At 39.0% G+C, this 25622-nt stretch carries 23 protein-coding genes; 9 read left to right on the top strand and 14 right to left on the bottom strand.

Features of this window, described 5'->3' with window-relative positions; translation table 11 throughout:
* Positions 1 to 166: 166 nt before the first annotated feature.
* The gene (locus tag H5115_RS03720; RefSeq protein WP_182753723.1) at positions 167 to 3049 is read right to left on the bottom strand and encodes a pitrilysin family protein; all 2883 of its coding nucleotides are present in this window, start codon (positions 3047 to 3049) and stop codon (positions 167 to 169) included.
* Positions 3050 to 3299: 250 nt separating this feature from the next.
* Between H5115_RS03720 and H5115_RS03715 the strand changes: the two genes are divergently transcribed.
* Together H5115_RS03715 and H5115_RS03710 are read left to right on the top strand one after the other, a co-directional pair.
* On the top strand, positions 3300 to 4256 hold the full coding sequence (locus H5115_RS03715; RefSeq protein ID WP_021032136.1) for a methylenetetrahydrofolate reductase: 957 nt from the start codon (positions 3300 to 3302) through the stop codon (positions 4254 to 4256).
* A 230-nt stretch (positions 4257 to 4486) separates the two neighbouring features.
* The gene (locus H5115_RS03710; RefSeq protein WP_182753721.1) at positions 4487 to 6766 is read left to right on the top strand and encodes a hypothetical protein; all 2280 of its coding nucleotides are present in this window, start codon (positions 4487 to 4489) and stop codon (positions 6764 to 6766) included.
* 107 nt (positions 6767 to 6873) lie between these two features.
* On the opposite strand, the gene H5115_RS03705 is transcribed toward H5115_RS03710, so the two are convergent.
* From H5115_RS03705 to H5115_RS03695, 3 genes are all read right to left on the bottom strand, one after another.
* Positions 6874 to 7860: a sensor domain-containing diguanylate cyclase gene (locus H5115_RS03705; RefSeq protein ID WP_182753719.1), complete on the bottom strand. Its 987-nt coding sequence runs from the start codon at positions 7858 to 7860 to the stop codon at positions 6874 to 6876.
* 59 nt (positions 7861 to 7919) lie between these two features.
* Positions 7920 to 9167, bottom strand: a complete 1248-nt coding sequence (locus H5115_RS03700) for a DEAD/DEAH box helicase (RefSeq protein WP_182753717.1) — start codon at positions 9165 to 9167, stop codon at positions 7920 to 7922.
* Positions 9168 to 9343: 176 nt separating this feature from the next.
* The gene (locus H5115_RS03695; protein ID WP_182753715.1) at positions 9344 to 10045 is read right to left on the bottom strand and encodes a DUF3581 domain-containing protein; all 702 of its coding nucleotides are present in this window, start codon (positions 10043 to 10045) and stop codon (positions 9344 to 9346) included.
* A gap of 112 nt (positions 10046 to 10157) precedes the next feature.
* On the opposite strand from H5115_RS03695, the gene H5115_RS03690 reads away from it, so the two are divergent.
* Complete coding sequence (locus H5115_RS03690) at positions 10158 to 11039, top strand: CPBP family intramembrane glutamic endopeptidase (RefSeq protein WP_182753713.1); 882 nt, start codon at positions 10158 to 10160, stop codon at positions 11037 to 11039.
* A 104-nt stretch (positions 11040 to 11143) separates the two neighbouring features.
* Entirely contained in the window at positions 11144 to 11536 is a 393-nt protein-coding gene (locus H5115_RS03685) for a hypothetical protein (protein ID WP_182753711.1), read from the top strand.
* Between the two features lie 4 nt (positions 11537 to 11540).
* Here H5115_RS03685 and H5115_RS03680 read toward each other — a convergent pair whose 3' ends face one another.
* The 6 genes from H5115_RS03680 to proB all read right to left on the bottom strand — a co-directional run bounded on the left by H5115_RS03680 (position 11541) and on the right by proB (position 16127).
* Positions 11541 to 11840 (bottom strand): hypothetical protein, encoded by a 300-nt coding sequence (locus H5115_RS03680; protein ID WP_002958795.1) that lies wholly within the window; start codon positions 11838 to 11840, stop codon positions 11541 to 11543.
* Between the two features lie 168 nt (positions 11841 to 12008).
* Positions 12009 to 13493, bottom strand: a complete 1485-nt coding sequence (gene gltX / locus H5115_RS03675) for a glutamate--tRNA ligase (protein ID WP_002961608.1) — start codon at positions 13491 to 13493, stop codon at positions 12009 to 12011.
* A 39-nt stretch (positions 13494 to 13532) separates the two neighbouring features.
* Positions 13533 to 13892, bottom strand: coding sequence for a glutaredoxin domain-containing protein (locus H5115_RS03670; protein WP_002961611.1), 360 nt, complete (start codon positions 13890 to 13892; stop codon positions 13533 to 13535).
* Positions 13893 to 13948: 56 nt separating this feature from the next.
* Positions 13949 to 14707, bottom strand: coding sequence for a GGDEF domain-containing protein (locus H5115_RS03665; protein ID WP_259396317.1), 759 nt, complete (start codon positions 14705 to 14707; stop codon positions 13949 to 13951).
* A 44-nt stretch (positions 14708 to 14751) separates the two neighbouring features.
* On the bottom strand, positions 14752 to 14922 hold the full coding sequence (locus H5115_RS20150; protein ID WP_259396316.1) for a hypothetical protein: 171 nt from the start codon (positions 14920 to 14922) through the stop codon (positions 14752 to 14754).
* A gap of 101 nt (positions 14923 to 15023) precedes the next feature.
* The gene (gene proB, locus H5115_RS03660; RefSeq protein ID WP_024597326.1) at positions 15024 to 16127 is read right to left on the bottom strand and encodes a glutamate 5-kinase; all 1104 of its coding nucleotides are present in this window, start codon (positions 16125 to 16127) and stop codon (positions 15024 to 15026) included.
* A 119-nt stretch (positions 16128 to 16246) separates the two neighbouring features.
* On the opposite strand from proB, the gene H5115_RS03655 reads away from it, so the two are divergent.
* Positions 16247 to 17206: a DMT family transporter gene (locus H5115_RS03655; RefSeq protein ID WP_182753824.1), complete on the top strand. Its 960-nt coding sequence runs from the start codon at positions 16247 to 16249 to the stop codon at positions 17204 to 17206.
* On the opposite strand, the gene H5115_RS03650 is transcribed toward H5115_RS03655, so the two are convergent.
* From H5115_RS03650 to pdsO, 3 genes are read right to left on the bottom strand one after another with little or no spacing between them, the layout of a single operon-like run.
* Positions 17101 to 17706, bottom strand: a complete 606-nt coding sequence (locus H5115_RS03650; RefSeq protein ID WP_182753709.1) for a class GN sortase — start codon at positions 17704 to 17706, stop codon at positions 17101 to 17103. The two genes, H5115_RS03655 and H5115_RS03650, sit on opposite strands and share 106 nt — an antisense overlap.
* On the bottom strand, positions 17703 to 19727 hold the full coding sequence (locus H5115_RS03645) for a marine proteobacterial sortase target protein (protein ID WP_182753707.1): 2025 nt from the start codon (positions 19725 to 19727) through the stop codon (positions 17703 to 17705). The genes H5115_RS03650 and H5115_RS03645 overlap by 4 nt, the downstream gene beginning before the upstream one ends.
* A 45-nt stretch (positions 19728 to 19772) precedes the next feature.
* A complete protein-coding gene (gene pdsO, locus H5115_RS03640) occupies positions 19773 to 20504 on the bottom strand; it encodes a sortase-associated OmpA-like protein PdsO (RefSeq protein WP_182753705.1) in 732 nt (243 codons plus the stop codon).
* A gap of 204 nt (positions 20505 to 20708) precedes the next feature.
* Between pdsO and pdsR the strand changes: the two genes are divergently transcribed.
* The 3 genes from pdsR to H5115_RS03625 all read left to right on the top strand — a co-directional run bounded on the left by pdsR (position 20709) and on the right by H5115_RS03625 (position 23982).
* Entirely contained in the window at positions 20709 to 21398 is a 690-nt protein-coding gene (gene pdsR / locus H5115_RS03635) for a proteobacterial dedicated sortase system response regulator (RefSeq protein ID WP_182753703.1), read from the top strand.
* Positions 21398 to 23536, top strand: a complete 2139-nt coding sequence (gene pdsS / locus H5115_RS03630; RefSeq protein WP_182753701.1) for a proteobacterial dedicated sortase system histidine kinase — start codon at positions 21398 to 21400, stop codon at positions 23534 to 23536. The genes pdsR and pdsS overlap by 1 nt, the downstream gene beginning before the upstream one ends.
* Before the next feature lie 281 nt (positions 23537 to 23817).
* Positions 23818 to 23982 carry a hypothetical protein gene (locus H5115_RS03625; protein ID WP_164487638.1) on the top strand — a complete coding sequence of 55 codons (165 nt, stop codon included), beginning with the start codon at positions 23818 to 23820 and terminating at the stop codon, positions 23980 to 23982.
* A 5-nt stretch (positions 23983 to 23987) separates the two neighbouring features.
* Here H5115_RS03625 and H5115_RS03620 read toward each other — a convergent pair whose 3' ends face one another.
* Positions 23988 to 25238 carry a multifunctional CCA addition/repair protein gene (locus H5115_RS03620; RefSeq protein ID WP_182753700.1) on the bottom strand — a complete coding sequence of 417 codons (1251 nt, stop codon included), beginning with the start codon at positions 25236 to 25238 and terminating at the stop codon, positions 23988 to 23990.
* Between the two features lie 132 nt (positions 25239 to 25370).
* On the opposite strand from H5115_RS03620, the gene H5115_RS03615 reads away from it, so the two are divergent.
* Positions 25371 to 25598, top strand: coding sequence for a hypothetical protein (locus H5115_RS03615; RefSeq protein WP_182753698.1), 228 nt, complete (start codon positions 25371 to 25373; stop codon positions 25596 to 25598).
* The last annotated feature ends 24 nt before the right edge of the window (positions 25599 to 25622 follow it).

Genomic DNA, 25622 nt, shown 5'->3' with positions numbered 1-25622 from the left:
AGCCTTTTCCCAAGTCTAACGGATTTAGCCACAAAGGTGTTAATCCCTTAGTTATTTGTTCTGGTTATTAGGTATAACTGTTTATTAAGTTTCATTATTAAATAATAAAAATGCCTCGATGCTTATAGCACCGAGGCATTATTTTAACGCTTAAAAAACACTTAAATTATTGAAATACTTTATCGACTTTCATCACTTCAATATTTTTTGCAGGAATTGCTAATTTATAATCAGCAATTACTTTATCCTCAGCAACCAACTCGGCAGGTTTATTAGTGTTATAAATCATTGGCGATGTTTGCTGCGATGCTAAACGTTTTTGCATATCAGCGCCATCACCAGTAATAAACACATAGTGAACATTGTCTGTTTGTAGGTTTTCTTTAATAACGCGATTTACATCAGCAAGCGTTAGCGTTTTAAGTTTGTTAGTTACGTAACTTACAAAGCTATCAGTGTTGTAAAATTCGCTATCAAGCGCGTAACCTAATTGGCGGTTTTGACTTGCCACCATTTGCGGCACAAAGTTAATTAAAAAGTTACGCGTAGCTTCAAAGTCATCTTCGCTCATACCATTTTTAATTAGCTTATCTAGCTCAAACAAGGCGGTACGTGTTGCAAAGTGCGCATCGTTATTAGAGCGAAGTGGGCGTAACCACACTTGAAATATTTGCTCAGAGCGCCCTAGGTTTGCATCTGGCTTGGTTTGAAACATACCACGTGGAAAGTATTCAATGTATGCGTAATCGCCGTAGTTCATGCCGCGAGTTTCACGAATGCGCTCATATAAAAAGCTGTTAGAACTACGGTGCTCACCAAAGTACGAACGCACAAGCCAAAGGGCTGTCCAGTCTTCACTGCTTCTAATTGTATCAATAGGGAAACCAAACGATACCGCCGTCGATTGTGCCGATTTTTCTACAATCGTTGCATGATGACCTTTAAGCGCTGGCGCATCAGGAATACTTAAACGGCTTTGCTCACCCTTTGGTAGCGTTGCAAAATCGCTCATCATTTTAGCTTTAAGGTTTGCAGGCACAGCCCCAATTAAGCCAACCGTGAGTTTAGATTGCGTAAGCTCGCTGTTATAAAACGCTTTAACATCATCTAGCGTCAACGCTTCTAAATCCGAAATATCACCGTAGTTGTAACTTTCGTAAGGGTGATTTTTGTAAAGTGCACTGTATAGCACTTCTTTGCCTAGCTCTTCATCGTTAGATGCTTTTAAGCCTGACTTAATACCGTCGATCATTTCTTTTTTAAGGCGCTTAAAGTCATCGTCTCTAAAACCTGGATTTAGTAATTGATCGCTCACAAGTGAATACCACTGCGCTGCATTGTCTTTATGAATACGCCCTTGGAACGACAGCATTTCTTTATCTATTTGATAACCAAAGCTACCTGCAAGCGGATAAAGGGCTTTTTGAATATCTTTATAGCTTGTCGCCTCTGAGCCACCTTGAGCAAGCATAGCCGCAGTGAGCGCTGCAACACCTTTTTTACCTTGTGGGTCGGCAGCCGCGCCGGTATTGAATAAAAAGTTAACATCGATTAATGGCGAGCTATTGGTTTTATCAAGTACTTTAAATGCAGGCTTCGCTGGTGCTTGTTCAAGCTTTGCAGTAAGCGCATTTAAATCAACTTCTTGCTCAAAACCTGGGGCTTTATCAAGTGCCGACATTGTTAATGTGGTACGTGCGTTATCAGTAAAGTATTTATTAGCAACGGCTTTAATATCTGCGCTGGTGATGTTATCTGCCGATTTATACAGCTGGTTTATAACCTCAGGATCGCGCTCAAAATGCATGTAGCTGGCAAGGGTTGATGCAATCGCTTGCGACGAATCTAAGCCATTAATAAAGCTGTATTTAAGATTCGATTTTAAATCACTTAGCTTTTGCTCATCAACAAGCTCAGTGCGTGCTTTTGCATAAGTTCGATTGATGGCATCGCGCGCAGTGGCTAAATCGTCTGCGTTTTCTACTTTAACAAATACGTGTAATAAACCCGGATCTTTAGTCTCTGGGTTATAGGTAAACATTTGGCTGGCAATTTGTTTGTCGACCACTAGCTCTTGATATAAATCTGAATTATTTGAAAAATAAAGCTGTGAGATTAAATCTAGTGCCGCTCTGTCTTTTTTAGCAGGCTCCCACGCAGCGCCTTTGTACGATACGAGTAACCAATGCCCTGGTAGCGCTTCATCTTGCTGGTGCAAATATTTTGGTGCTTGTTGAACAGGTTCTGCTTTAATGTCAGCAACATAGTTACCCTTTTTCCAGCTGCCCCAATGCTTTTTAACCATTGCCATTGTTGCTTGTGGGTCTACATCGCCCACGATGACAAGTGACACATACTCAGGCTTATAAAACTTAGCAAAAAATTCTTTACCATAGGCCATTTGATCAGGCATGGCTTCTATGTCTTTAAAAAAGCCCATAGTGGTGTGTTTATACGTGTGCTTATCAAACGCTTCTTCACGTACAGCGCTTAATAATTTACGAATTGGGCTCGCGTTGTTTTTTAAGTACTCACCTTTTACCGTTTGTGCTTCTGTTCTAAATTGCTCTTCGGTGTAGGTTAAGTTTTGAAAAATATCAGCTTCAAGTTCAAGTACTTTATCAAGGTGCTGCTTTGAAAAGTTTAAATGGTAATTTGTGTAATCGTTTGTTGTATAAGCGCGGTTATCAACACCTGAATTTTTTAATATGTCTGAGTACACATCTTCAGGGTATTTTTGTGAGCCTTTAAACATCATGTGTTCAAAAAAGTGAGCAAAGCCTGTTTTGCCCTCTTCAACTTCGTTACGCGATCCAACCGATACCGGAATTTGTAGCGACACTACATCAGGGTAATCGGTTTTAACAACCATGACACGTAAGCCGTTTTCTAGCTCTTCAATTAAGTAATCTTGTGAAAAAACACGGTCATCAGCTTTATTTACTTGTTCTTGTTGTGCTGTTGTTTGCGTGCTTTGGTTTTGTTGCATGGCGCAACCCGTTAAGGCCAGCGATACCGCTAAGCTGGTTGCTAATAATTTAAATTTCATTGTTGTCCCTTTTTAAATTGAGCAAATTTGTTGTCAGATTTAACTCTTTAATTATGCCCCAAAGCCAATAAATATAAGAGCCCCAAGGGAATTTATTATGTAAACAACTGTGTCAATTATAAATTATGGGAACAAGCACTATGAATAAACATCATGTTAATTGAAAAACTTTCATTAAATAAATCTATCTAGACGTCTAAATGGCTGCTATATTAAATCCATCAACACGCACTTGGCTGGAATGAGGATTATGGCTTTATCATTAAAAGAGAAGATAGTGGACACCAATCAAGGTGTTTATCTTATTGGTACTACCCCGCCTAAAATTGGCACCGATAAAGCGCAATTAAAAACCATTGCAGAAAAGCTATTAGGTCGCTTACACGAAATTGAATACGACGGCGTGATAATTTACGACATTCAAGACGAAAGCAGCCGAACTAATCAAGACCGCCCATTTGCGTTTAAACAAACCGTTGATCCGCGTGAATACAGCCATTTACTTCGTAATTTATCTGCACAAGATGTGATTACTTATAAAAGTGTGGCGCAGCGTGGCGTAGGCGAATTTAAAGATTGGCTAAGTGAAACTAAAAACGACTACGATTTACAAAATGTTGTTTTAGTAGGTAGCCCATCATCGATAGGCGATATAAAGCTAAGCCTGCCAGATGCTTATAAAGCGATGGCTGAGCAATCAGATGATTTCTTTTTAGGTGGCGTTACGATTGCCGAGCGCCATTCAAGTAAACGAAATGAGCACGAACGATTAATAGAAAAAACAGCACAAGGTTGTCAGTTTTTTATATCGCAAGCTGTTTACGATGCACAAGCGACTATAGAGCTAATCACTAGCTACGCACGTACATGTAAAGCGCAGGGTATTACACCACAACGTATTATATTAACGTTTACCCCGTGCGGCGGCGAAAAAACCTTAGAATTTATGCAATGGTTGGGTATCTCAGTGCCAGAGGCAACAAAATGGCGCATGCTTGATGCAGACAATACATTAAGCGAATCGGTCCGTATTTGCCGCGAAAACCTCGACTTAATACTTAAAAGCTGTGCGCATTTAGATGTACCGCTGGGCTTAAATATTGAAAGCTTAACAAACCGTAAAGAAGAAATTGATGCATCAATTAACTTATACCGTTTATTAAAAGCTATTATGGAATTAAACCTTGCTGAAAAATTAATAGCTTAAAGGCTAGGTAAGAGCTAATTAGCACCCTTCTTGGCAAGCCTCATGGCTTGCTTTTTTGTTTGAACTTAATCTTAATGGAGTTTAGAGCTTTAAATTAAGCTAATAATTTATATTCACTTAACTTGCTGATTGACCAGGTAATTAAGATAGCATTACTATCAATTAGTTATGAACGACAGAACGTTAAAAATATTCTGTAAATGATAATTGTGGATAGGGAAGTCAGATAAATGGAATCAATTAATATAACACTCAAAATTATGGGTGAACTATACGCAGGTAGCTGTTTAGAGTTGGCAGCGAACAATGCTCTCTTCAATATTTCTAATATTATAACTTATATAGCCACAGTATTAGTTACACTAACGGCTATAGCGCTTCCGCTAACACAACAGTCATTACAATGGATGGAGGACAAATATGACTCTGAAAACGTGGTTAAATACTTAAATGAAAAAGCGCCCATACAAGCTAATTCAATAGTACCAAGAGTACTTATATACTTACTGTTTTCTCTAATCTTTTTTTTGGCACACGAGCTTTTACCAATACCTTTAAAAGCGTTCTTCTTTATCACTATCATTACCTATTTTGCATATGTCGTAGTGATGTACTCTAGATATTTCGCTTATGTATTTAAAAACCTAAGCAGTTCAACGTACATATATGACAAAATATTAGAAAAAACTGAGAGTTTAGATGAAATCACAGTCACTGAAATCGCAGTTTTAATGGATATTGAAAAAATCAGATTAATCAAAAAACATGAGGTTAATGAGTTAAGTGGTCAAGCTACGAAACTTGGATATTTATTAAAAAGCTCAGATATGCCTGAGTCTATAGAAAGTATGAATACCTATCTTAATAGCCTACATAAAATTTTATATAGCTTACCTAAAACAGCACCCGAGGAAAAATATACAAAAACAGCTAACTTCTTATCTTATCTAACATTTCAGCTACTTGGTGATTCAAAACATAATATATCTTTAAGTAGATTAAATGAAATTATAGTGTGGGTTGAGAGCAAAAGGGACGATACATATAAACCGCTTACATCTGGTAGGTTTTTAATTGAATTCGTACATTTTAAGAACAGAGTTAATGTTTTCATTCCTGACTTAATAAAGCATTTGAGAACTCTGATATGGCACTCTAAGAAAGAAAATATACAAATAATAACAGAGCTTTATAAAAATATTTGTAAATCATTATGGCAGAGAGAGAAAAATGGCTCTTATTTTTACTTTTTCTTTCACTTCAAAATTGGTGAGCACTTATACAAAACTAACCTACATAAAGAACTAGAAGAATTATTTAAAAATAATGAATCAAAAGTCACTAAATCTCAGATCACGTTAGCCCTAAAAAATGCAGGCGTTCAGGATGACAAAAAGGTCGATGAATTTATGCTAGAGGTTTGGGACAACGCATATATTAAGGCTGCAGAACAGTTAGCATATACTTTCCTTCTGTATTTCCATAATAAAGAGAGTCACCTCCTAACAATAAGGAATATAAACAACCCAATAAAAACAAATTTTAACAACCTTACATCAGAGCTATTACCGAGTTCGATAGATGAAATGTTTTCGCACATTACAAATTCAGAAAAATTAGATTATTTTGTCTTTGAAGATTCACCAAGAGAGAACATAATTCATTCATCAGGGATGCTTCTAATCTATGAGGTTATTAAATGTATTTACAATAATAAAAAGCCTTTATTTTCCTCTAAGCAGTTCCAATATCAAGACTTAAGTATTCTTATCTATTCGGCTAAAAGGTTAAAGATTATTGTAAAAAATATCGTCTTAATTAACGAAGTATCCCATTTCATATCGAGTCATTACTTAACTATTGATGAAGTTTTAAATGCAGCAAATACTCTTCTAGCTACGATGATAAAAGAGTTAGACGAATATAAATTAGAACTTGAAAGAAACGGAGATTTAGACCCAAATGCTTTTAAAAAAATCAAGAAAGTATTTGAAGACGAAATAGAAAATAGCCCTATAACTTTAATAGGATTGAAGCAAATAAAATTAGTAAATGAAAGTATATCTTCATTTAGTGTAAAGCTACCTAGAACAACATTTTTAAGAAACAACAATATAGACACAGACTTTTGGAATATAGGCTCTATTTTAACAAAATATATAATGAATGAGCTTAATTCGATATTACGAAAGCGTGGATGCTCGCAGGCTAAGAACTTTCCTAGCGTAAGCTCTGGTATTAAAGCTGTAGTTATTACAAGGGGAATACAGCAATACCTAGTTGATAATGGCTTCAGTTTCACAGATAGAGAAATAATTTGGCCCGATAATACTACAGCTTACTGTTTAAAATTAAACTACGGAGCTATTGATAGTTTTTATTGTATATCAGATAAAGACACTTTATTTAAATGTCAAATAGGCGAGCCTAATCCTTTTAAATTAGACATAGTTGATATGGGAAAGGATATTGAAGTAAATATTCATTTTTTCTTTAAAGCTAATTTATGAAATATTTATCCTTTCTATTTCAATGTTCAACCTTAATTGAGGCTAATTAAAACATCAGCGTTAATTTTAACGCTGATGTTTTTTTGAAAATAACGTTTATTTTTTTCCTACTTATTGTTCAACTTTTTAGCGAGCTTATACGCTTGCTTATTTTTATACATTGCGTGGTCTGCATCATTTAATAGCGCTTCAAAGGGCTGCTTTTGTTTGTTAGTAAAACTATAACCTATGCTGAGCGATAAATCGCAAACGTCTTCTTTGAGTAAAGATTTTGAATACTCAGAGGATATCTTATCCATGATGAAGCTAATTTTACCTTTATCGCTTAATTGCATTACTGCAACAAACTCATCACCACCTAAACGCCCTACTATATCGGCATCTCTTAAATGTTTTTTTAGCGTATCTGCCAATATAATTAAGGCTTTGTCACCTACTTCATGTCCAAAGGTGTCGTTTAATTTTTTAAAGTCGTTTATATCAATAAACAAGCAACATACGTCGAAGCCCAAACGCAGTGCTAAATTAAGCTTTTGCTGAGCTAGTAAGTTAAGTGCTCGGCGATTATAAATATTCGTTAATGAGTCTAACATGGCTATTTCGCGCATTTGTTCATAGCTGTAAACAAGCGCTAGGTCGTCTTCAATTAAATCGCGCAGTTGCTCTATGAGTTCAAAGTATTCATCGGTATAGCTAGTTATTTTAGTGTCTTTTAAGCATAGCGTGCCAAATACTTCACCTTCTGGCCAATGAATAGGTAAGCCTAGGTAGGATTCAACGCCATCCTCAACTACTTCTGGGTGGGTGTTCCATGCATCGTCATTGCTTGCATCATTAACATATAAAATATTATTAGTTTCAGCGACGTGCCGACAAAAAAGAGGTGTTTGAGGGGGAAGTATCGGGTTGGTTTCAAAGCTTGAGCCACCTTCGTTATTTCTAATAACAACGCGATAGCCTTTACTTGTTGCCTGAACTATATAACCAGACGGGGCTGAAAAAAGCCCCGTGATAAGGTCCATTGTTTTTTGCCATTTATGCAAAGATATTTGGCCATCAACACCAGAGAATGCCCATTTATCAGTTTCAAACATTAACTTTACCTCGGCTATTTAATAGCTCCAGTATAGGCAAAAAAGTAAACTAAAAGCTATTATTTACGACGTCTACTTGGCTCTCTTTTACCTGTAATGCGTTTTTTATCGCGATCTTTTCGAGATTTATTCGTATTTTTACGATTATCTTTGGGCTTTTTATTTAAGTCAGGCTCGTAACCTTCTAACCACTGCGGCGTTAAACGCGTATCGAGTAATACTTCAATTTCTTCTAGCAGCCATTGCTCATCAAGACTTACCAATGACATAGCAAGCCCTTGTTCACCAGCGCGACCTGTACGGCCAATACGGTGCACGTAATCTTCGGCAATGTAAGGTAGTTCAAAGTTAATTACGTATCTAAGTGTAGAAATATCTAGACCACGCGCAGCGACATCGGTTGCAACAAGTACGCGTGTAATACCTTCTTTAAAGTTTTGCAATGCACGGTCACGTGCGCCTTGCGATTTATCGCCATGGATTGATTCGGTTTTTAACCCATCTTTACACATTTCTTTAGCGAGCTTATCAGCCATTTGTTTTGTGCGAGTAAAAATAAGCACTTGGCGCCAGTTTTTCATGCCTATCATGTGCGATACAAGTTCGCGCTTACGGTCTTCATCAACAGCGTAAATAACTTGCTCTACTTCAACCGCAGCTGAGTTACGTTTATCAACTTCAATTAGTTCTGGGTTTTTTAGTAGTTTCTTACTGAGTTCAAACACGCTGTCATCAAACGTAGCTGAAAAGAGTAGAGTTTGGCGATCGCCCGGGATATGTCGCAATATACGTTTAATTTCATCAATAAAGCCCATATCAAGCATGCGGTCAGCTTCGTCAAACACTAAAGAGTCTACGCTTGAAAGTACCACGCTGCCTTTAACTATATGATCAAGCAAACGCCCTGGTGTCGCCACTATAACTTGTGCTGTTTTAAGTGCTTTTATTTGAGGGCCAATACTTGCACCACCATAGGCTAAAGCGCCATTAATGTTAGTGCCTTGTGCATACTTTTCAAAGCTGGCAAATACTTGCTGAGCAAGCTCTCGTGTTGGCGTTAAAATTACAACGCGGGCAAGGCCTTGCTCATCTTTTTTAGGGGTATTTAAAAGCTTATGTAATAGAGGTAAAACAAAGGCGGCGGTTTTACCCGTACCTGTTTGCGCGCTGCCCATTACATCACTTCCGGCTAAAATAGGCGGAATAGTTTTAATCTGAATTGCGGTAGGTTGAGTGTAATTATTTTGCTCAATCGCTGTTAATAATAACGGGTCGAGATTAAGTGATGAGAACGTAGTGGCAGACATAGGCTTAGCTTTAAAATAACAAAGAGCGCTATTGTACGCATATTACTGTACTGCGTAAATTAACCAGTCCAGAAAAGTATTTAATCGCGGTTGATCTCTTTCGCCTTAGCGCTAAAACAATAAAAAAGGCGCTAAATAACCTTTGTATTTAGCGCCTTTTATAATTTTATGTAGCTTTAGGCTGGCTTTAGTGTTGCTTTACGTTCGTTGTAAAACGCGATTAAATCGTCAACTGTTGCTTGGCAGTATTCGCGAATACCCGAAACCACCATGTGCTTTTCACCACTGCCCACTTTAACGCCGTTTTCTAACAGGTTAAAACGTAGTGTAATTTTTCCGCGCTTACCAGTGTACTCAAAGCTTGGCTCTGCAAATTCAAGTATTGGCGTTGTTATATCAAGGTTATCAAGATTAATGAGCATTGATTCGTAAATTATCATCGGACGAGCAGGGTTTATCATTACCTCTTGCTTGCCCATTAATGGGATAATTACATGCGGAAAGGTAGTACCAGAAAACTCAACATAATTTTTTATTAGACTATTAGTTAGTGCTGGGCATTGGCTGGTTTTACCGCTGCGCTTTACCTTTAAAATTACTTTTTCGCCATTGGTAACATCAAACTCTTCTGCTCCCTCAGGGAAATGTAGTTTGGTGTTTTCATCAACCATACCGGCAAAAGTAAATTCCATTTGTTCACTAATACCGTAGCGGTCTAGTACCAATGAAAAAAGTAAGTCTCCTGGCGCGCAAAACTTTTTGGCATCTTTGTCATGAAGTGGATTGTAATCGTCAGCAACGCATTTAGCGAAGCGACAACCCTGCTCACGAGAGATAGAAACATAATCAGCATGCTGCTGAAAAAAAGGACTTAACATAGTTTGTTCACTGCTTAAACTGCTTATAACCTATCTATATTACCAGAAAAAAAATATTGAGAGGTCGAATCTGTTAGATTAATGGCTAAATAAAACAGAGTAATAAAAAACAATGACCTTTTATTTATTAGCACTATCAATTATATGTGTTTTTCCGTACTGCAAAATATCAATAATGCGGCAACCCCTTTGGCACTACTTAATGGCTTTAAGTGTTCTAAGTGGGTATTTTCAAGGTTATATAAATTTGTATGCTCTGCTCAGCACTGGGCTTTACGTTGTTTTATACTACTGTGCGCTAAATACAAAGCGGGCAATAATACGCGCTATTTTAGGTACTGTTTTTATAATTTCCTCACTGGCATTAGCACTTCATTGGGTGCCTGGTTTTAATAACCTCCCTATTGTTATAGATGAGCGTATTACAAGCGATGCGATTGCTTTTACCCTTTATGCTAATTTTGATAAAGCTATGGCGGGGTTATTTCTTTGTGCTTACCTTTTTTCAAACTTAGATTCAAATAAAAAGCCTTTTAAAGCAGACCCTAATAAATCTACTTTGCTTGATGTTAAGCAACCCATTTTTATAATTATTGCTACGGTTTTAGCTTCGCTCACTGTGGCTTTAATACTTGAACTTGTAAGTTTTAACCCAAAAGTGCCCGACTTTTGGTTAGCCTTTATTGCTATTAATCTTTTATTTACCTGTGTAGCTGAGGAGGCTTTATTTAGAGGGTTATTACAAACCAAACTTAGCCAAATAATCTCATCTACTCGCCTAGCGTTACTTGCCCCAATAATGACTGCTGCAGTGTTTGCTTTAGCACATTTTGCTGGAGGAATTAACTATGTATTGGTTTCATTTATTGCAGGCTTAGGATACGGCTATATTTTTTATAAAACGCAGCGCTTAGCGTGGGCTATTATATGTCATTGGTTAGTTAATGTTTGCCACTTCTTTTGGTTTACTTACCCGATGCTCAGTAAAATCTAAATACATTTACAAATGCTAACAATTTACTTAGTAGTAAACATTGCCCGCATTTGATTTTGTTAGTAATTTACTATTTCAAATAATAAATTAAGGGACTAATAAATATGCTACGTTTTATAATGGCAATAACAGTGCTGGCCACAATAACTGGTTGTTCAGGCATGACTTATCATACAGATATAGACAACGGTGTTTTATCTCAAGAAATTGGCACCTACGTTAATAAAAGAGATTTACAGCAATTTTATAGCGACCAAGAAGCACACGAAAGTGGCGCAACACTTTTAGGCCGAATAGAAGGTGAAAGCTGTGATGGCGACGGCATGGGCAGCAATAATGTAAGTTACAATCGCTCTAAATCAAACGCGATTGATTTACTTAAAACTGATGCTATGCGCAGAGGCGGGAATGCTTTTACTATTAACTCTTGTAGTGAAACGTCTGTATCGTACTGCGACTTATCTGTTTTATGCACCGGACAGGCCTACGACTATTAATAAATTATATATTAAGCGCAAAGCTCAGTAGTACACGCTTTCCAGACTCGATTTTAGATACGCTGTGTTCGTACTTATCGGGTCTGAACAAATACACGCGATTAAATAAATTTATAATGCATTTTGAGCATTTAAATACCCCACCCGCTTTAGGTTTCTCTAATACAAAATTAAGCTTGTAATAGCGCCCTTGCTGCACAGGGTCAATATGGTTCATTACGCTATGATTGGTTGGGTAAGTAACAAGGTTTATCGAAAATGTGTTACTGCTAAAAATGGCTTTGTTTTTTACAGGTGCAATCATACTGCCTCCTTTTGTTTAAATGACGCATTTTAGCATTTGCTAAAGCGTCAATGCTTGAACTAAACAATATCAAAACGCGATGGCATATAGCCAAACAGCCTGAAACAAAAAAGCCGAGCTTATTTACTAAATAATAAGCTCGGCTTTTAAAAGTACATTGTTTAGCAATTATGCACTTGGGTATTCGCGGTACGCACGCTCTATATTTTTAGCCTGCTTTTTAGAAATACCTAAATGAGCAAGCGCTACACGTAAACGAGCACGTGATAAGTCAGAGCCTAATATCTCCATTGCATCAAGCACCGACGTACTTGATGTTTTGCCTGTAATTGCAACAAAAATTGGCTCTAAAAAGTCTTTAATTTTAAGCTCGTGGAATGTAGCCACTTCTTTTGCAATTGCAAAAATAGCGGGCTTATCAAAGCTACGTAAGCCTTCTAGCTGCCATACAAAAAATTGTAGTGCTTGGCGTATTACGTTTTCGTCTGCTTTACCAGCTGTTAATAGCGCAGGATCGTAAGTTGGAATACCACCTACAAAATGTCCAGCAAGCTCAACCATATCCGAAAGGGTATTAATACGCGTTTTAGCCTCAGGTAATACTTTAGCTAACATTTCACCGTTAAACTTCCAATCAACAAAGCGCTGAATTAATTGCTCGTCGGTTAGATTTTCGCGGATCCACATGCCGTTTAACCAGCTTAATTTATCCACGTCGAATACTGGGCCACCAAGCGATACGCGCTTCATGTCAAAGTTTTCAATCATTTCATTAAGTGTGAACTTTTCACGCTCATCTGGCATTGACCAACCCATACGACCTAAGTAGTTAAGCACGGCTTCTGGTAGGTAACCCATTTCTTTATAGTAGTTAATAGACGTTGGATTTTTACGCTTAGATAGCTTTGATTTATCTGGGTTACGTAGTAATGGTAAATGACCAAGTACTGGCGCTTCCCAACCAAAATCTTCGTAAAGTTTTAATAACTTAGGTGCTGAGTTAATCCACTCTTCGCCACGGAAAATATGACTAATTTGCATATGGTGGTCATCAACTACGTTCGCTAAAAAGTACGTTGGGAAACCATCCGCTTTTAAAAGCACTTGCATGTCTACGTTTTCCCACGGGATCTCAATTTCATCTCGTAGGTAGTCGTTAAACTTAAATGTGCCTTCGCTTGGGATTTTCATACGTATAACGTAAGGTTTACCTGCCGCTAAGTTTGCTTTAATTTCTTCATCTGTATGGTTTAAACCACGACCGTCGTATTTAGGGCGCAAGCCTTCCGCCATTTGCTCTTCACGCATTTGATCAAGCTCTTCGCTTGTTGCAAAGCAGTAAAACGCTTTACCATCGTCAACTAACTGATGCGCGTATTTTTTATATAAATCGCTACGCTCAGATTGACGGTAAGGACCAAATTCGCCACCCACATCAGGACCATGATCCCACTCAAGCCCTAACCAGCGTAAGCTATCCATAATCGCAAGTTCAGACTCTGGCGTGCTACGTACTTGGTCTGTATCTTCTATACGAAGTACAAATTCACCGCCTTGTTGTTTAGCAAAACAGTAGTTAAATAAGGCGATATAAGCGGTGCCAAGATGCGGGTCACCAGTTGGCGACGGGGCAACACGGGTGCGAATTGTCATGGTAAATTCTCTTTAAATAAGTGAGATAATAAAAGTGGTTTATGCAGCTACTTTGTTTAAGTAAGCAATAATATCGTTTGATTCATAAAGCCATTGTACTTGGCCATTTTTCTCTATACGCAGGCAAGGCACTTTAACTTTGCCGCCTTGCTCAAGAAGCTCTTGACGATATTGCTCATTATTTTTTGCATCACGCGTTTCTATGTTTAAGCCTTCGCGCTTAATAGCGCGGCGTACTTTTACACAAAACGGGCATGCTTTAAATTGGTACAGTTTAAATTGTGAGGTTTGCTGATCAAGCTGTGCTTGCTCGTCGCTTGCACGCTTTTTACTGCGAGGAGTAAATACAAAATTAAAGAATAAGATTATACAACCTAAAAACCAACGAACTAATTTCATGTTCTGTGCTCTGCTTACAACAATTTAAGGAGCCAGATTTTAGCACAAATTTACAATCAAAAAAGCTCAATACTGTTATCTATCTTTGGTTCGTTATTAACTTCTAATTCACTGTAGGAGGTAACTCTATTACGGCCAGTATTTTTAGAGTAGTAAAGCGCTAAATCAGCCTGATTTACAATACTCGATACAGTATCAATACTCACTAACTCTAAAAAACCAATGCTAATGGTTAATTTGCCAATTTGTGGAAAAGGGTATTGGGCAACATTAAGGCGTAACCGGTTAAGTGCAACATGTGCATCAGCCTCTGTTTTTGCTTGAAATAACATTGCAAATTCTTCACCACCATACCTAAATACATAGTCTTCAATTCTAAAATTATTTTTTAGTAGCCGTGCAACAAGTAAAATAACCTCATCGCCAATTACATGCCCGTAGTTATCATTAATATTTTTAAAGTTGTCGATATCGGCAATAGCTAAATACCAACGTCGCTTTTTATTGTTATCATTTCTTGGTAACAAAAAACCGTTACCCGATACAATCTCAATTACTTTTTTATCAAATGTTTGCCTATTTAAAAGCTCTGTAAGTGGATCTAACCGCGACTTATATAATAGCCCAAGCTGATTAGCATAAATATTTAAAATATGTACAGCTAACATAGTTGTTCGTTCTGGTAATTCTTGCTCGGTTTCTATTAATAAAGTGCCGACTACTTTTCCAAAATGATAAATAGGCACGTAACTTGTTGTGCTACTAAAGGCATAGCTCACCCTAATTTTATTTTGAGTGACCTTTTGTAATAACAATGATGCTTCATCTGGGCTTAATTGCTCTAAATTACTATTTGAATTTATAAGAGTAGGGGGTATGGGGGCTGAAAATTTTTATTGACGTAAATGGCAAAATTATCAACTTCGAGCAAGTCGCCAATTATTTGTATTAATGCGCTATCTAAATCACTTTCTTCCTCTTGCTGGGTAAGCTTAATAATCCATTCGTGCCCACACTTATTTGCCTTCATTACACTGCCTAAACTAATTAAACTTTTATTAGTCTAGACAATACTCATGAATTTACTAAGTTACGAGGTAATACTTATTAACTAATCCTTTAGAACAGGTATTAAAGTAATACTAAGTCGTCGCGATGCAATACTTCTGCACCACTATCGTATTCAAGTAACTCACCTATTTGATTTGAATGTGCGCCTTTGATTTTATTTACCTCGGTACTGCTAAAACGCGTTAAGCCACGTGCAATCACTTGATTTTTAGTATCTATTAAATCAATTAAATCGCCTCTTTCAAAACGTCCAAATGCATTAGTAACGCCTTTAGCAAGTAAGCTTGCACCTTTATTTTGAAGGGCACTAATAGCACCTGCATCTATAACAATTTGGCCGGTACTTTTAGGCCCAGCTAGTAGCCATTTTTTACGGCCATCTTTTGGGGCGGTGAGTTTTAAAAAGCGTGTACCAGGTAACTCGTCACTCATGCATTTTAAAATAACGTTTTTACCTGCGCCTTTTGCAATAATAACTTCAACACCTGCACGCCTTGCAATGTCGGCGGCTTGCAGTTTAGTCGCCATGCCGCCAGTACCTAAGTTTGTACCACTGCCACCAGCAAGTTGGCGCAGCTCATCGTTTATATGTGTTACTTCGCCAATGAGGGTGGCATCGGCGTTTGTTCGCGGATCGCTGGTAAATAACCCTTCTTGATCGGTAAGTAGCAGTAACTTATTAGCATTAGCCAAAATAGCAACAAGTGCCGATAAATTATCGTTGTCGCCTACTTTTATTTCACTGGTAGCGACTGCGTCATTTTCGTTAATGATGGGCACAACATCGTAATTTAATAACGCATTGAGTGTATCGCGGGCATTAAGGTAGCGCTCTCTGTCGTCTACATCAGCGCGAGTAAGCAGCATTTGCCCTACATTTACCCCATATAAAGCAAACAAGCTCTGCCAAATATGAATAAGTTGGCCTTGTCCAATTGCAGCAAGCATTTGTTTATCAATTAAGCTTCTGCCACAGGGTTTTAATAGTTGTTCGCGCCCAGCAGCTACCGCGCCGCTCGATACTAAAATAACCTGATGCCCCTGCTTTTTAAGCTCGCAGCATTGGCGTACTAATTCAACCATATGTGCTTTGTCTAGCTTATCGGTGCCGCCAGTTAGTACGCTTGTACCAAGCTTTACAACTATTACCTGTTCCCTTTGCATGTGCTTTTTACTATTGATTAATTAAAGATGAATTAATTTATACCAGCTCGGTATTTTTGAACAAGTTAAAAATTTTCATGCTAGGATCTGATTTTATTAAATTAAGTAAATTACTCTCTATGCCTGCCAGTTTATGTTTAATTATTGCCACCTTTTTATGGGGCAGCTCTTTTATTGCGCTCAAATACGCCATTGCTATTTACGACCCTGCATTGGTGATATTTTTACGCATGCTCACCACGTTAGTTTTGTCGCTTTGTTTATGGCGCTACGTTATTCGGTTTGAGTATTTAAAAGGTGACTGGAAGTATTTAGTGGGTATGTCGCTTGCTGAGCCTTGCTTATACTTTTTATTTGAAGGCCATGCAATGGAATACACATCAGCCTCGCAGGCCGGTGTTATTGTCTCTTGCTTGCCTATTATTATTGCGTTGCTCGCCTTTGTATTACTTAAAGAACATATAAGCAAAGCTATTGTTGTTGGTTTTACGCTGTGTATAGGCGGCAGTATTTTACTTACGCTTCTTTCACCAAGTACCGACCAAGCACCTAATCCGTTACTAGGTAACTTTTTAGAGCTTATGGCGATGGTGTGCGCTGCATTTTATACCGTAAGTATTAAACATTTAGCTAATCGCTACTCGCCCCTGACTTTAATTGCGTTGCAAGGTATTAGCGGCAGCTTGTTTTTTGCGCCGTTTTTATTTTTTATCGACCTACCAAGCGAAAACCAACACGACTTAACTGCGCTCATGAGCATTTTGTATTTAGGTTCGTGTGTAACCCTTGGCGGCTACGGCATGTACAACTATGCAATTAGCAAAGTATCGGTATTAACCGCTGCTGCGTACTCTAATTTAATTCCTATTTTTACACTTATTTTGTCAGCTATTATTTTGGGCGAAGTGCTCAACGTTTGGCAATGGCTGAGCATATTTGTGGTATTTATTGGCGTAATGATAAGCCAGCGCCATCAAGAACTTGTGGTGGATATACCGCTTAGTGAATCAGGCGAAGACATTTGCGCAAATACAAGCAACCTTAAATCAGTACCCGAGGCAAGCGAATCAAAAGGGTAACAGGTAAGCAAATACAGCCCAGGTGTTTGTAAAAATGAGTTTTGGGATTGATGAATAACCTCAATCCCCGTTACCTTATAATTTTGAATCACCCCACTTTGCAGTTGCAAAGTAAACGCCTCCCCCACTTTTGCGTGTTGTAAAAATGCAAAGTGGGTGTCGTTATGCCCTGCTATTAGCGCGCCTTTTTCGTTTCCAAATTCTTTTCCGCCCAGCTCCCCTGCAGGTAAAAATTGGCTTGGCGCAAACGCTAAATTACGACCACTCGCTCCAGCCAATACAATTAATGTTTTATTATGGCTTGGCCAATCAAGCTTTGCAGTCACGTAGCTGTCGGCGTAATACCACGGTTTTACTTTAGTGTCTGGTGATTTAAGTGCCTCTTGCCATGCTTGCTCAATTAATACTTGAGCAAGCCACGCTTTTGCCTGCATATAAGCGCCGTGACCAAATAATCCAAGCCCAGCTATTAGTAAGCCCACGCTTAGCCACTTTTTCATTTACGTGCCCTGCTTAACTTAAATGATCGGTTTATTTTAAGGGCGCCAAATCCCAATAATAAAATACAGCCTAGTAATATATGTAACCTGCTTTGCCCATCGGTTTGCGGTAAACGCATTGCCATACCTTGTGGTACTGCATTAGTAGCTTGCGCCGTTTGATCTGCCACTTCTTTTATTTGAGTTTGTTCAATCGCTATAAAAGCAGTAAACGGGCTAAGTAATTGATGAGTAAGCGCAAGCTCCTGTACTTCATCTTTAACTACACTTTGCTCGTTGTATAAAAGTAATGACTTGATTTTTTGGCGCGCCCATAGTTTTGCAATACCTTGAGCGTTTGAGCTATTTTGGGTGCTTAATTTAATACTTAAAGGACCTTGTGCTGTTTGCCCAGCAAGTACCAAATTTTTAGCATTATTAAGTTTTATAGCGACCATGATAGGCTCGCCAAAATATAAATCAGGTAGTGGTGATGGCCAAAAATCTAAGCTGTTACCGCTTTCATCGCTTAGCGCCACATTAGTAATAGCCGGATGTGCAAGCTTATCAAACAACTGCTGCATTTTAGGTTGCACCTCACTTGTGCTGCCTATAAACGTAAATGAGCCTTTGCCTATATCTGACGCTCGGCGCATAAAAAAGCTATTCGGTGCGCTGCCAATACCTACTGTAAATAAGCGGCTATCGCCTAACTTACTTTGAATATTTTTAAACAATGCGTCTTCGTTGCTTACGCTGCCATCAGTTAAAAATACAACTTGGCGTACAAAGCCATCAAACTGGCTGCCATCAAGTACGGCATTAAGCGCACCTTGTATTTCTGTGCCGCCGTCGGCCTCTAGGCTATAAATAAATCGCTCTGCACGGCGCAAATTAAAGTCATTGGCTATAAGTGGTTTATCGCTCATTGGAGTTACTATGTTGTCAAAACCAATAATGTTAAAGCTGTCGTCGCTATCAAGTAATGACAGTGCATAAAACAAGGCTTTTTTAGCTTGCTCCATAGATTGCCCGTGCATAGAGCCTGACGTATCAACTACAAATACCATTTCGCGAGGTAATCGCTGAGTTTGTGTAAAGTGATCCCCTGGTGGCATAAGCATAGCAAGCCCGTATCGGTCACCATTTTCAAACTGCTGAGTAAAAAATGCGGCCTGAGCTTGATCTTTTTGCAGCGGTTTAAACTCTAGTAAAAAGTCGCGATTAACTGCATTTGTCTCATTTAATGCTATTTTATATTGTCCAAACGCGGTGTTTTGTACATCAACATTATGAAATTTAGAACTGATATCCACCAGCTCTAAGCCTACATCTATATCAATGTTTAAGGTAAATTGGCTGCTTGGTACGTTATCATTTTGAGTACTGCTTTTAATGCTGTAAACAGGGCTTAACCATCCCGTTGGGAGTGAGTTAACGTGCGCTTGATTTTGAGTACTAACCTCAACCTCACCACTAATCGCGTGATAACGCGGTGTAATGGTAGTAGGAAATCTAATAGCGAATGTACCGCTGCTGTAGTCAATTATTTCTTGATACTCAAGCTCAATAATCACTTGCTCACCGGGGCCAATATTAGCCACATTCGTAATAAACATATTCGCACGTTGTTGGCGTACTAGGGCCGCTTGCTTGCCTGCTTTTTTAGCCTCCTCGTATTTTTTTTCGGCCTCTACCTTTTTATCAATTTGGCCTTTAATAACTCGCTCACCTATACGCATTGTCATGGCGTGCACGGCGCTTTCATCTGGCAATGGAAAAACGTAGCGCGCGTTAACTGCAAACGGGTTTTCGTTTTGATAGGTTTGCGTAACTACAACATGATTAATTAGGCCAGTTAAGGTCATATTGGCGCCGCTTTTTAATATTATTGCTGGGCCTGCTGGCGCACCATTACCATCAAAAAGCTCTAACTTAGGTGATTGCGCATGGCTTTTAAAGCTCACTAACAGCACAATCGCTATGAATATAAAAATGCTTACCTTAGTAAGCATTTTGGTTGGTTTACTCAATTTAAACATAAATCACTCCATCGAACGCTTAGCTTTACTTAGATTCAGTTAGTTTTAGTTACTCGCCGTTTGGCCATTTGCTGGGCTCATTGAGCGAGTGGTAAGCGTTACGCGTCTATCAAAAAAGTTGTCTTCCACTGTGTTGCTATTAGCCAATGTTTGCTGCTCGCCAAATGCCTGCGTGCTTAAGCGTTTATGGCTCACGCCATGTTTTATTAAATAGCTTTGCACGGCATTTACACGCGCTTTAGAAAGTAAAAGGTTGGCTTGCTCATCGCCGCGCTGATCGGCAAAGCCACTTAAATCAAGTGCGAGTTGTGGTTGGTTGTTTAACAAGGTAACCAGTTGGTCTAACTGCAGTGCAAAATGCGGGGCAATAACACTTGAACCTGTTTTAAATTGCACCGTCATCGCCAGTAAGTTATTAATTTGAACTTGAGTTAACTGCTCATTTTGATTGGCAAGCACTTCTAGCTGCTGCTCTAACATATTGTTGTGGTTAAGCACGTGTTGGTAATCGCTGGTTTTTTCTTTCATAACCGTAATTGCACGCTCTTGCTCTGCAATTTTGTTATCAGCTACTTTTGAATCACCTATTAAACCACCAGCAAATGCCCCAATAAACGCACCAATTGGCCCTCCTACTACGCCGCCAATGATAGCGCCTGCACCTAAACCAATAGCCGTTTCTTTATGAGCTTCTTTTGATGGCGTGTTAGATGTTGAGGCAATTGCTGGAGTACAAAAACTAGCAATCAGTGTTAATGCGATTAATGTCTTCTTCATGATTTGATCCTTAAACTTACTTTTTAATTTGTGATGTTTTGTTTTGATGGGTGTATTAAAACAAGCTCAAGTGGCAGCAAAGGGGAGCAAAAATGGCAAACTGCTGAGCAATTGTGGCAAAAAAATGGCAATTGCCTTTTTAAGCGTACTTAGCTTAAAAACTTCGTTATAGTGCACAACAGAGGCAATAGGATAATGATTAAGATGAAAAAAATAGCCATCGTTGAAGATGAACCCGCAATCCGCGAAAACTACATAGAAATGCTGAGCGCACAGGGCTATCAAGTAAGGGGCTTTGCCGACCGTGCCAGCGCTGAAGCTGAATTTAAAAATGCCCTGCCCGATTTAGCCATTGTTGATATTGGCCTAGGCCATGAAATAGATGGTGGTTTTTTACTGTGCCAAACATTGCGATCGCTTTCTAAAACGCTGCCTATTATTTTTTTAACCGCCCGCGATAGCGAAATAGATACCGTATGCGGCCTACGCATGGGTGCCGACGACTACCTAACAAAAGACATAAGCTTGGCTCACTTAGCTGCACGTATTGGAGCGTTGTTTCGCAGAATGGAAGCACTTGAACAACCCGCTGATGTAAACGCTCTCATAACACGCGGGCAGTTAACGCTCGACACACAACGTATGCAGGTATTTTGGCAGCAACAATTAGTTGATTTAACCGTAACCGAATTTTGGATGCTGCATTCACTCGCCCAGCGACCAGGCCATGTTAAAAGCCGTAATGAGTTAATGAGCGATGCAAAAATTTATGTAGACGACAGCACTATTACTTCGCACGTAAAACGTATTCGTAAAAAATTTATAGCACTCGACAGCACCTTTGATTGCATAGATACCGTGTATGGCATGGGTTACAGGTGGGAACAACACTAATGCTACGATTTGGTCTGCGCAGTAAATTTATATTACTTTCATGTTTTTTGTTTTTGCTACCGTGGCTTGGCTACGAGTACGTATGGGAAATGGAAAAGTTTTTACGCCAAGGCCAAGAAAAAACCCTCGTAGGCACCACTCGAGCACTTGCCACCGCATTACATGAGCGCCCCGCATTATTTGACGAACAAACCAACTTTTTAGACCAAGTAGTAAAAGGGCGCGACTTATACGCTTATAATCTTAAAAACCCTATTCAATTAGACGGTAAACTCACCGATTGGGAAAGCTACCAACCACTCTTTTGGCATTACGATAAACGCTACTTACAAAAAGCAGACAAGGATCATAAAGGCAGCGACTTGTCGTTTGATCACATGGTGGGCAAGTTTGATAATTACTTATATGCGCTATTTAAAGTAACCGACAACACATTAATTTACCGCGCTAAAAACAGCTTAAGCATTACCAATAACGATTATTTACAAATTGGCTTAAAAACACCTGACGGCCAATTTAATACTTACATTATTGCGCCGCGCCAAGATGGCTGGGTTAATGCGTTTGATGCAAATACCAAAGCCCCTTTTACTAAAATTCAGGGCTATTTTGAAAGTACCGAATCAGGTTATAACGTAGAGCTGCGCTTTCCAATTAGCATGCTGGGCAACAAGCTTGGCTTTGCTATTGTTGACATTGATAGTAAAGAGGCATTGCTAAAGCCTAAAGTAATGTCGACCTCAAACTTAAATAACCCAAACGATTTAGGCTCAGTATTAGTCCCTTCCCCAGAAATTAGCCGTATTTTAAAAGGTATGGGCCACAGTGGTAGCCGTATTTGGGTGGTTGATAACCATCATCGCGTACTTGCGCAATCGGGTACTATTCAAAATGCAGATGGCGTTTGGGCTGATGGGCTTGCTAACCAAGCACCTGAAACTTGGTGGCAGCGCTTTGAGCAAAATTACTTACACCCAATTTACTATAAAATATTAACGCGCCCCGAAAATGAGTTTTTAGATACCCTGCACGATGTAGCCTCTATGCAGGGCACACATTTAGCGAAAGCATTAAAAGGACAACCAGCATCGTCTTGGCGCTTAACTCCCGACAGTAAAGCCGTTATTTTATCGGCCGCTTACCCTATTTGGATTCAAGACCAAGTAATTGGCGCGGTAATAGCTGAGGAAACCACAAACGGCGTACGTACGCTGCGTAACAAATCGCTCGAAAAACTCTTTAACGTTATTTTAGCTGTGATGCTAATTGGTACTGTGACTTTATTCTTTTTTGCCTCACGTATATCGAACCGAATTAGGCGGCTGCGCGATACAGCGGAGCAAGCAATTGATGCACAAGGGCGTGTTACCGGCAGTATTAATTACAGCGACGCTAACGATGAAATTGGCGATCTTTCACGAAGCTTTGCAAATATTGTAAGCCGATTGGGCGGCTATACCGACTATTTAGAAAATATGTCGTCGCGGTTGTCGCATGAGCTGCGCACGCCAGTTGCCGTAGTGCGCTCGTCACTCGAGAACTTGCAAAGCTTGCCACAAAACGAGCTGAGTCAAAAATACCTCGATCGCGCCAGCGAAGGCGTTGAACGCTTAGGTAAAATAATAACCACTATGAGCGAAGCCACTCGCCTTGAGCAAAGTATTCAAAGCAACGAGCCTGAGCCTTTTGATTTACAAAAAGTAATAAATGGCTGCATGCAAGGCTATCAGCTTACTTACCCAAACCAGTTATTTTCACTTGATGTATGCCAAAACAAATTACCTATGCAAGGTGCACCGGAGTTTATAGCTCAGCTGCTTGATAAACTTATTAATAACGCGCTGGAGTTCAGCAAAGCCAATACGGCTATTAATGTAAGCCTTAAACAGAGCGAAAATAAAGCAACATTAACAGTGAGTAATACAGGCCCCGCATTACCCGAAGGATTAACTGAGCATATTTTTGATTCTATGGTGTCGGTACGTAGCCAGCAAATGCAGCAACAGCCACATTTGGGGTTAGGGCTTTATATTGTAAGGCTGGTGTGCGACTACCATAAAGGCAGTGTAACCGCGCAAAACAACGAACAAGGTGATGGTGTCGTGTTTACCGTAACATTGCCGTTAGCTAATGGTTAGGGCTGTATTTATACCGTTATATTTGTACCGTTATATTTATAGCCCCAGCATTATATGCAAATAGTAAGTACGCAATAAGTTAAATTCAGTTGTATATTTTTAGTTAAAAAGAGTTACTTTAATTTATCTTAACTCTATATAAATTAACAAATAAACCCCTCTCATCCCTTAAAAGCTGCCGGTTACAATTTAGTACAACTTCATATGTAACTATTCACTTTTAATTCAGTCGAATGACCATACCCTACATCATATTAAAGTATTAAATTGAAGGAATACCCATGAAACCATCACTAGAGCGTGAAGAACTAGACTTTATTTTTGACTTATACAGGCCCTCTAAAAAACCTGAGCCTGAAGAGATAAAACCAAAAAGCACCAATTACAAAGAGCTAAGAAAGCACGACGCGACTAAGAACCAAGGCGTATCGCACTACTTAGTCTAATTTTATTACGCTTGGGACTTCTCATGTCCTAAAAATGCTTTAATGCAGTTTATTTCTGCAAGTTTTACTTCTTCGCCTATTTCAGGGCCTTTTTTGCCATTTTTAAGTGCATCTTGCACTACTTGCTTCTTATCCATTTTTTGCAGCTCAGTATGAATTGCTCGCAGTTTAGCAGCTTGCGGGTATGGCTTATCTACCAGTGTTTCACCACGCCCTTGTGCATCGCATTGGCATGCTTGCGTAAACGCTATAAAACGTTCTGGGTGTACCAACGCATTTAAGTTAGTCACTATTAGCTTGTGAATGGTTTGCGGCCTTAACTGATCAATCGTATGGCAAAGAGTGTGATTATCACTGGTGAGTACACCAACATCGCGAAAACGGTTAGGCACTTTTAAACGCTCACAAAACGCCTCTATAACTGCAACGCCTTCGCGTTCGTGCCCTCGTAGGTTTCCATACTTTTTAAAACTAAGCGCTTTTCCAAAATCATGGGTAAGTGCAGCAAAACGTGCTTCTAAATTAAAATTTAAATCGGCTGCACGCCTAAGTACCAACATAGTATGCACAAACACATCCCCTTCAGGATGATGGTTTGCCGGTTGCGGTACATTAACCATGCGCTCAAGTTCTGGAAAAATACCTAAACCTTGCAGTGCTTCAAAATAAAGCTCTGGGTGCTTTTCACCTATTGCTTTTTCTGTTTCAAGCCACACGCGCTCAGGTACTAAATGATTTAGCTCACCTTTATTTTTAAGTTCGCGCATCAATGCATACGTACTTGGGTGAATACTCCAGTCACTGCCATAGCGCGCTAAAAAACGGGCAATACGCAGTACTCGAACAGGGTCTTCTACAAATGCCTCAGTGGTGTGGCGCAGTGTTCTATTTTGTAAGTCTGTTTGGCCATTAAACGGGTCAATAATATTACCGTGTTCATCAAGCGCCATTGAATTTATGGTCAAATCACGCCTTGCTAAATCTTCTTCTAGCGTAACGGTTGGGCTTGCATCAACCACAAAGCCAGTATAGCCTTTACCACTTTTGCGCTCTGTGCGCCCTAGTGCATATTCTTCTTTTGTTTTTGGGTGTAAGTAAACCGGAAAGTCGCTACCTATTGGCACAAAACCAAGCGATTCCATCGTTTTTGGCGTTTCACCAATCACTACATAATCGTTATCTTTTGATTTTATATTTAGCAGTTTGTCGCGCACTGCACCACCAACGAGGTAAACTTGTTTTAAGTTACTTTTCACTTTATTCCCATAAACATTAATAAAATTGTTTGATGTTAATCATAACATTAATTAAAAAATTCTGCGGTGTTTGCCAAGCTTAAGTAAGCTCATTACAATGGCGCATTATTTTCAGCTATAGCTTCGCAATTAATGAAAGACCATTCATCAAAAAAAGAACTTATATTACTGCCCATTTTATTAGTGGTTATTTTAATGTGTGTGGCGGGCCACTTTTTACTGCAAGCAAATTTTCAAGACAGTAATGTGGTTGAATACATGTTGGCAGCACTGCCGTTTGCTATGTTTGGATTGGTTATTGTGGCGTTTAAAATGGCGGCTAAAAGCGAGAAGGATGAACAAAACGAGCAGGACTCTTAATCCTACTCAGTTTTAGCTACTTAT

The sequence above is a fragment of the Pseudoalteromonas sp. SR44-2 genome (genome assembly GCF_014163745.1).
Taxonomy (GTDB): domain Bacteria; phylum Pseudomonadota; class Gammaproteobacteria; order Enterobacterales; family Alteromonadaceae; genus Pseudoalteromonas; species Pseudoalteromonas distincta.
This window is presented reverse-complemented; position numbering and strand designations above follow the sequence as displayed.